5 protein-coding genes are annotated in these 7,973 nt (G+C 71.6%); 2 read left to right on the forward strand and 3 right to left on the reverse strand.

The annotated features are described in order from the left end of the window. Nucleotides 1-99 precede the first annotated feature (99 nt). Nucleotides 100-1,833 (forward strand): ABC transporter ATP-binding protein, encoded by a 1,734-nt coding sequence (locus J7E97_RS02610; RefSeq protein WP_215021733.1) that lies wholly within the window; start codon nucleotides 100-102, stop codon nucleotides 1,831-1,833. Then, nucleotides 1,830-3,767 (forward strand): ABC transporter ATP-binding protein, encoded by a 1,938-nt coding sequence (locus tag J7E97_RS02615; protein WP_308346254.1) that lies wholly within the window; start codon nucleotides 1,830-1,832, stop codon nucleotides 3,765-3,767. The genes J7E97_RS02610 and J7E97_RS02615 overlap by 4 nt, the downstream gene beginning before the upstream one ends. A gap of 97 nt (nucleotides 3,768-3,864) precedes the next feature. Here J7E97_RS02615 and J7E97_RS02620 read toward each other — a convergent pair whose 3' ends face one another. From J7E97_RS02620 to J7E97_RS02630, 3 genes are all read right to left on the reverse strand, one after another. Beyond that, complete coding sequence (locus J7E97_RS02620) at nucleotides 3,865-5,049, reverse strand: RNA polymerase sigma factor (protein WP_374224103.1); 1,185 nt, start codon at nucleotides 5,047-5,049, stop codon at nucleotides 3,865-3,867. Nucleotides 5,050-5,142: 93 nt separating this feature from the next. After that, nucleotides 5,143-7,341 (reverse strand): molybdopterin oxidoreductase family protein, encoded by a 2,199-nt coding sequence (locus J7E97_RS02625; RefSeq protein WP_215021739.1) that lies wholly within the window; start codon nucleotides 7,339-7,341, stop codon nucleotides 5,143-5,145. Between the two features lie 111 nt (nucleotides 7,342-7,452). Next, nucleotides 7,453-7,973, reverse strand: a 521-nt coding sequence (locus tag J7E97_RS02630; protein ID WP_215021742.1) for an SDR family oxidoreductase, incomplete at its 5' end; no start/stop codon positions are given.

The following is a 7,973-nucleotide window of genomic DNA, read 5'->3' on the forward strand; positions in this document are numbered from 1 at the left end:
TCCTTTTGACCGGGCTTTGCGAAAACCGTTGGGGTTGGGGCATCCGGTTGGCCGAAGATGGGGTGAACCCCCCTCGATCATGCCGACCGGAGCCTGCGCGTGCTCATACGACTTCTGCGGACCCACCTCCGTCCGTACCGGAAACCGATCGCCGTGCTGGTGCTGCTGCAACTGCTGCAGACCAGTGCGAGCCTCTACTTGCCCACGCTGAACGCCGACATCATCGACAACGGTGTCGTCAACGGCGACACGGGCTACATCCTGCGCTTCGGCGCGCTGATGCTCGGCGTCTCGCTGGTGCAGCTCGTCTGCAACGTCGGCGCCGTCTACTACGGCGCCCGCACCGCCGCCGCCTTCGGCCGCGACGTCCGGGCCTCCGTCTTCGACCGCGTGCAGAGCTTCTCGGCGCGCGAGCTCGGCCACTTCGGCGCACCCTCGCTGATCACCCGCACGACGAACGACGTGCAGCAGATCCAGATGCTCGTGCTGATGACCTTCACCTTGATGGTCTCGGCTCCGATCATGTGCGTCGGCGGCATCTTCATGGCGCTCTCGCTCGACGTGAAGCTGTCGGGCGTGCTCCTCGCCGTCGTCCCCGTGCTCGGCCTGTCGGTCGGCGCGATCGTCCTGAAGACGCGGCCGCTCTTCCGGGCGATGCAGACGCGCCTGGACACCGTGAACCGGGTCCTGCGCGAGCAGATCACGGGCAACCGGGTGATCCGCGCCTTCATCCGCGACGACTACGAGAAGGACCGCTTCCGCGAGGCCAACGCCGACCTCACCGGCGTCTCGCTGGCGGCCGGCAAGCTGCTCGCGCTGATGTTCCCGACGGTGATCGTGGTCGTGAACATCTCCAGCGTCGCCGTCATCTGGTTCGGCGCCATGCGCATCGACAGCGGCGGCATGGAGATCGGCCAGCTGACGGCCTTCCTCGCCTACCTGATGCAGATCGTCATGGCCGTGATGATGGCCACCTTCATGTTCATGATGGTGCCGCGCGCCGAGGTCTGCGCGGAGCGCGTCCAGGAGGTCCTGGACACCGACTCCAGCGTGGTCCCGCCCACCGATCCCGTCCGCAAGCTGCTCCGCCACGGCCGCCTCGAGCTGCGCGGCGCCGACTTCCGCTACCCGGGCGCCGAGGCCCCCGTACTGCGCGGGGTCGACCTGGTGGCCCGCCCCGGCGAGACCACCGCCGTGATCGGCTCCACCGGCAGCGGCAAGTCCACGCTGCTGGGCCTGGTCCCCCGGCTGTTCGACGCGACGGGCGGGGAGGTGCTCGTGGACGGCGAGGACGTACGCCGTCTCGACCCCGAGCTGCTCGCCAAGACGGTCGGCATGGTCCCGCAGAAGCCGTACCTGTTCTCCGGGACGGTCGCGACGAACCTGCGCTACGGGCGCCCCGACGCCACCGACGAAGAGCTGTGGCACGCGCTGGAGGTGGCGCAGGCCAAGGGCTTCGTCTCCGAGCTGGAGGGCGGGCTCGACGCGCCCATCGCCCAGGGCGGGACCAACGTCTCCGGCGGCCAGCGCCAGCGGCTCGCGATCGCGCGCACGCTCGTACAGCGCCCGGAGATCTACCTCTTCGACGACTCCTTCTCGGCCCTGGACTACGCGACGGACGCGGCGCTGCGCTCCGCGCTCGCCCGCGAGACCGAGGACGCGACCGTGGTCATCGTCGCCCAGCGGGTCTCCACGATCCGCGACGCCGACCGGATCGTGGTCCTGGACGAAGGACAGGTCGTGGGCGAAGGACGCCATCACGAACTGATGGCCGGCAATGAGACCTACCGGGAGATCGTGCTCTCCCAGCTGACGGAGGCGGAGGCGGCGTGAGCGGTCCCGGAGGACGCATGATGATGGGACCGCCGACGACGCGGTCCATGAACTTCAAGGACTCGGGCAAGCGGTTGCTGCGCGAGCTGGCGCACGACCGGGCCAAGCTGTGGGGCATGGTCCTCGCGGTCGTCGGCAGCGTCGCCGCTTCGGTGACCGGCCCGAAGATCCTCGGCGAGGCCACCGACCTCGTCTTCGCGGGGATCGTCGGCCGGGAAGTGGGGCAGCAGCTGCCGCCCGGCGCCACCAAGGAGCAGGCGCTGGAGGCGATGCGCGCCAAGGGCCAGGGCGGGATGGCGGACATGCTGTCCGGCACCGACTTCACCCCGGGCAAGGGCATCGACTTCGGGGCCGTCGGGATGGTGGCGCTGTGGGCGCTGGCCGTCTTCACGCTCGCCGGTCTGCTGATGCTGGTCGCGACGCGGCTGTCGAACCACATCATGAACGGCACCGTGTACCGGATGCGCGAGGCGCTCCAGGCGAAGCTGTCGCGGCTGCCGCTGTCGTACTTCGACTCGCAGAAGCGCGGCGAGGTGCTCAGCCGGGCCACGAACGACATCGACAACATCGGGCAGACGCTCCAGCAGACGATGGGTCAGCTGCTCAACTCGCTGCTGACGATCGTCGGCGTGCTCGCGATGATGTTCTGGATCTCGCCGCTGCTCGCGCTGGTGGCGCTCGTGACCATCCCGGTCTCGGCTTACGTGGCCGCGAAGATCGGCAAGAAGTCGCAGCCGCAGTTCGTGGCGCAGTGGAAGTCCACGGGCGCCCTGAACGCGCACGTCGAGGAGATGTACTCGGGCCACACCCTGGTCAAGGTCTTCGGCCGGCAGAAGGAGTCCGCGGAGCTCTTCGCCGAGCAGAACGAGGCGCTGTACCGGGCCTCGTTCAAGGCGCAGCTGGTCAGCGGGATCATGCAGCCGGTGATGCTGTTCATCTCGAACATCAACTACGTGCTCGTCGCGGTCGTCGGCGGTCTGCGGGTGGCGTCCGGCACCCTGTCGATCGGTGACGTCCAGGCCTTCATCCAGTACTCGCGCCAGTTCTCGATGCCGCTGACCCAGGTCGCCTCCATGGCGAACCTGGTGCAGTCCGGCGTCGCGTCGGCCGAGCGCGTGTACGAGCTGCTGGACGCCGAGGAGCAGGAGCCGGACGCCGAGGTTCCGGAGCGTCCCGAAGCGCTGGTCGGACAGGTCACCTTCGACAAGGTCGCCTTCCGCTACGAGCGCGACAAGCCGCTGATCGAGAACCTCTCGCTCACGGTCGAGCCGGGGCAGACGGTCGCGATCGTCGGCCCGACCGGGGCCGGCAAGACCACGCTGGTCAACCTGCTGATGCGGTTCTACGAAGTCACGGGCGGCGAGATCGCCCTCGACGGCGTGGACATCGCGAAGATGACCCGCGAGGAACTGCGCGGCGGCATCGGCATGGTGCTCCAGGACACCTGGCTGTTCGGCGGCACCATCGCGGAGAACATCGCCTACGGCGCTTCGCGCGAGGTGACGCGCGAGGAGGTCGAGGCGGCCGCGCGGGCGGCGCACGCGGACCGGTTCATCCGCACCCTGCCCGACGGCTACGACACGGTGCTGGACGACGAGGGCGCGGGCGTCAGCGCGGGCGAGAAGCAGCTGATCACCATCGCGCGGGCGTTCCTGTCCGACCCGGTGATCCTGGTGCTCGACGAGGCGACGAGCTCGGTGGACACCCGTACCGAGGTGCTGATCCAGAAGGCGATGGCGCGCCTCGCGCACGGCCGTACGTCCTTCGTGATCGCGCACCGGCTGTCCACGATCCGCGACGCGGACCTGATCCTGGTCATGGAGAGCGGCTCGATCGTGGAGCAGGGCACGCACGAGGAGCTGCTGGGGTCGGCGGGCGCGTACGCGCGGCTGTACGCGGCGCAGTTCGCGCAGGCGGTGGCCGAGGTCGACTAGCGGGACGAGTGGGTCGGGGGGCGCCTTTCGGGCGCCCCCTTTCCCGTGCTCGCGTACGCCCGTGCTCGCGTACGCCCGTACGCCCGTACGCCCGTACTCAGTCGAGATAGCCGCGGAGCTGGTCAGCGAAGGCGTGGTCGCGCAGTTTGCCGAGGGTCTTGGACTCGATCTGCCGGATCCGCTCGCGGGTCACCCCGAAGATCCGCCCGATCTCCTCCAGCGTGCGCGGCCGCCCGTCGGCGAGCCCGTAGCGCAGCTGCACGACCTTGCGCTCGCGTTCGCCGAGGGTCGAGAGGACCGCCTCCAGGTGCTCGCGGAGCAGGAAGAAGGCGGCCGACTCCATCGGCGAGGTGGCATCGCCGTCCTCGATGAGGTCGCCGAGCGCGACGTCGTCCTCCTCGCCGACGGGGGCGTGCAGCGAGACCGGTTCCTGGGCCAGGCGCAGCACTTCCAGGACCCGCTCGGGGGTCAGCTCAAGGTGCGCGGCGACCTCTTCGGCGGTGGGCTCGTACCCGCGCTCCTGGAGCATGCGGCGCTGGACGCGCACGACGCGGTTGATCAGCTCGACGACGTGGACGGGTACGCGGATGGTCCGGGCCTGGTCGGCGAGGGCCCGGGACATGGCCTGGCGGATCCACCAGGTGGCGTAGGTGGAGAACTTGTAGCCGCGGGCGTAGTCGAACTTCTCGACGGCCCGGATCAGTCCGAGGTTCCCCTCCTGGACCAGGTCGAGCATGGTGAGCCCGCGGCCCACGTAGCGCTTGGCGACGGAGACGACGAGGCGCAGGTTCGACTCGATGAGGCGGCGCTTGGCCATGCGGCCCATGACGACGAGCTTGTCCAGGTCGAGGGTGAGCTGCAGATCGAGCGCGGCCCCGCTGCCGAGCTTCTCCTCGGCGAACAGCCCCGCTTCCACGCGCCGCGCGAGTTCGACTTCCTCGGCCGCGGTGAGCAGCGGGATCCGGCCTATCTCGCGCAGGTACTGCCGGAAGAGGTCGGCGGACGGCCCCGCCCCTCCGGAGCCGGCACCAGCGCGTTTGCGCTGCGCGGGCACCTGCAGGATCAGCTCCGGGGGCGGCGGTTCCTCCTCGTCCACGGCGTCGGCCTCCGGCTCTTCGCCGGCTGCGGCTTCGGCCCGCGCGGCGGCGTTCCGGGGCGGGCTGACGCTGACGGTCAAGCTCTGGGTCTGCACGGGGGCGACCTCCACAGGGCTCCGAGGACGGGGGCACCGCACCTCAGTGTGGGGTACGACACATCGCTGCCACGAGGGGCGTGCGAGCACTTTCTGAGTCCGGTGCGTGACCCATGGTTACCCCCTGACGAGAACCCCGATGCGGATCGGACGCATGTCCGACGCCCCCGACTCCGGGACCGGCTAAGCCGGTTCCACGCGGACCGCGCAGACCTTGAACTCCGGCATCCGGGACACCGGGTCCAGGGCCGGGTTGGTCAGGGTGTTCGCGCGGCCCTCGCCCGGCCAGTGGAAGGGCATGAAGACCGTGTCCGCGCGGATGGTGTCGGTGATGCGGGCCGGGGCCACCGCGCGGCCGCGGCGGGAGGTGACCGCGAGGGGGGCGCCGTCGACCGCGCCGATGCGGGCCGCGAGGCGGGGGTGGAGTTCCACGAAGGGGCCCGGGGCGGCTTCGTTCAGCTCGTCCACCCGGCGGGTCTGCGCGCCCGACTGGTACTGGGCGACGACCCGGCCGGTGGTGAGCAGCAACGGGTACTCGGCGTCCGGCATCTCGGCGGCGTCGCGGTGGGCGACGGGGACGAAGCGGGCCCGGCCGTCCTCGGTGGCGAAGCGGTCGAGGAAGAGGCGCGGGGTGCCGGGGTGGGTCTCCCCGGGGTCGGCCTTCCCCGGGTGGCTCTCCCCCGGGGAGGTCTCCCCCGGCGGCGGGTCCGCCGGGCAGGGCCAGAAGACTCCCTGTTCGGCTTCGATGCGGGCGTAGCTGATGCCCGAGTAGTCCGCCGGGCCGCCCGCGGAGGCACGGCGCAGTTCGTCGAAGACCTCTTCGGGCGCGGTCGGGAAGGCCTTCGGCATGCCCAGCCGGGAGGCCAGGCCGTGCAGGACCTCCAGGTCGGTGCGGACGCCCGGCGGCGGGGTCAGGGCCCTGCGGCGCAGCAGGACGCGGCCCTCCAGGTTGGTGGTGGTGCCGGTCTCCTCGGCCCACTGGGTGACGGGCAGGACCACGTCCGCGAGCGCCGCGGTCTCGGACAGGACGACGTCGGCGACGGCCAGGAAGTCCAGGGAGCGGATGCGCTCCTCGACATGGGCGGCCCGGGGGGCGGAGACCACCGGGTTGGAGCCCATCAGGAGGAGCGCCTTCACGTCGGAACCCAGCGCGTCGAGGAGTTCGTAGGCGCTGCGGCCCGGTCCGGGGAGGTCGTCGGGGTCGATGCCCCAGACCTCGGCCACGTGGGCCCGCGCCGCCGGGTCGGTCAGCTTGCGGTAGCCGGGGAGCTGGTCGGCCTTCTGGCCGTGTTCGCGGCCGCCCTGGCCGTTGCCCTGGCCGGTGAGGCACCCGTAGCCGGAGAGCGGGCGGCCGGCGCGGCCGGTGGCGAGGCAGAGGTTGATCCAGGCGCCGACGGTGTCGGTGCCCTTGGACTGCTGCTCGGGGCCGCGCGCGGTGAGCACCATCGCGGACTCCGGGGCGCAGAACATCCGTACCGCTTCGCGGAGTTTGGGCACCGGCACGCCGGTGATGCGCTCGACCAGCTCCGGCCAGTGGGCCATGGCCCCCGCGCGGGCCTCCTCCCAGCCACTGGTGCGCCCGGCGATGAACTCCTCGTCCGTGTGCCCGCCCGCCACCACGAGGTGGAGCAGGCCGAGGGCGAGCGCCAGGTCCGTGCCGGGGCGGGGGGCGAGGTGCAGGTCGGCCTGCTCGGCGGTCCGCGTGCGGCGCGGGTCCACCACGATCAGCGTGCCGCCGTTCTCGCGCAGTTCCCGGAAGAAGCGCAGGGCGGGCGGCATGGTCTCGGCCGGGTTGGAGCCGACGAGGATGACGCAGCCGGTCCGGGGGATGTCCTCCAGCGGGAAGGGCAGCCCCCGGTCGAGTCCGAAGGCCCGCTGGTGCGCGGCGGCGGCCGAGGACATGCAGAACCGGCCGTTGTAGTCGATCTGCGAGGTCCGAAGGGCGACGCGGGCGAACTTCCCGAGGGCGTAGGCCTTCTCGTTCGTCAGCCCGCCGCCGCCGAACACCCCGACCGCGTCGGCCCCGTGCGTACGCCGCGTACGCGCGAGCCCCTCGGCGACGGCGTCGAGGGCCTCCTCCCAGGTGGCCGGCTCCAGCCGCCCGGCGTGGGTGCGGACGAGCGGCTCGGTCAGGCGCACCCGGGAGGAGAGCACGGCGGGGGCGCTGCGGCCCTTGCCGCACAGCGCGCCCCGGTTCACGGGAAAGTCGGCCCGCTCCTCCACCACCACGCCGGCTCCGCCCGGTTCGGGGCGCAGGTTCATCCCGCATTGCAGCGCGCAGTACGGGCAGTGCGTGGCGGTGACGGCGTCGGAAGCGGCGCCGTCGGAGGGGGCGGTGTCGGAGGAGGCTGTGTCGGCCGGTGCGGCTCCCGGGGTGTGCATGCGCCCCACCATGCGACGCGGGTGTTACGGCGGCCGCCGCCCCGCGTTACGGCCGGGGGTGCTCTGCCTCAGCGCCGCCGGGCGCCGCCGGTGAGGGCCGGGTGCCCGGTGCTACTGCCCGGTGAGGTGCTTCACCGTGAGGCCCGCCGTCCAGCCGCCGTCCACGGCCAGTTCCGCGCCGGTGATGTAGCCGGCGGCGTCCGAGAGGAGGAAGGCGACGGCGGCGGCGATCTCCTCGGGGAGGCCGACGCGGCCCATCGGGGCGCCGGGGTAGTTGCCCTCGCCCGCCTGGATACCGACCGGGGCGGTCATCGGGGTGAGCGTCATGCCGGGGTGGACGGAGTTGACGCGGATCCGGGATTCGGCGAGCTCGACCGCGCCGATCTTCGACAGTCCGCGCACGCCCCACTTCGAGGCCCCGTAGCCGGCGGTCAGGGCGAGGCCGGTGAGGCCGGCGGCGGAGGAGATGTTGACGATGGAGCCGCCGCCGCCCGCGCGCAGCAGCGGGATCGCGGTCTTGATGCCGATGAAGACGCCGACCAGGTTGATCTCGACGACCCGGCGGAAGTGCTCGACGCTCTCGTGCTCCAGGAACTGGCCGGTGGCGATGCCCGCGTTGTTGACCAGGCCGT

The sequence above is a fragment of the Streptomyces sp. ISL-66 genome (assembly GCF_018614135.1).
Taxonomy (GTDB): domain Bacteria; phylum Actinomycetota; class Actinomycetes; order Streptomycetales; family Streptomycetaceae; genus Streptomyces.

What these genes read in the sequence shown, in the direction of transcription:
- J7E97_RS02625 (WP_215021739.1), bottom strand. Translation starts at nt 7,341, where the DNA reads ATGCACACCCCGGGAGCCGCACCGGCCGACACAGCCTCCTCCGACACC.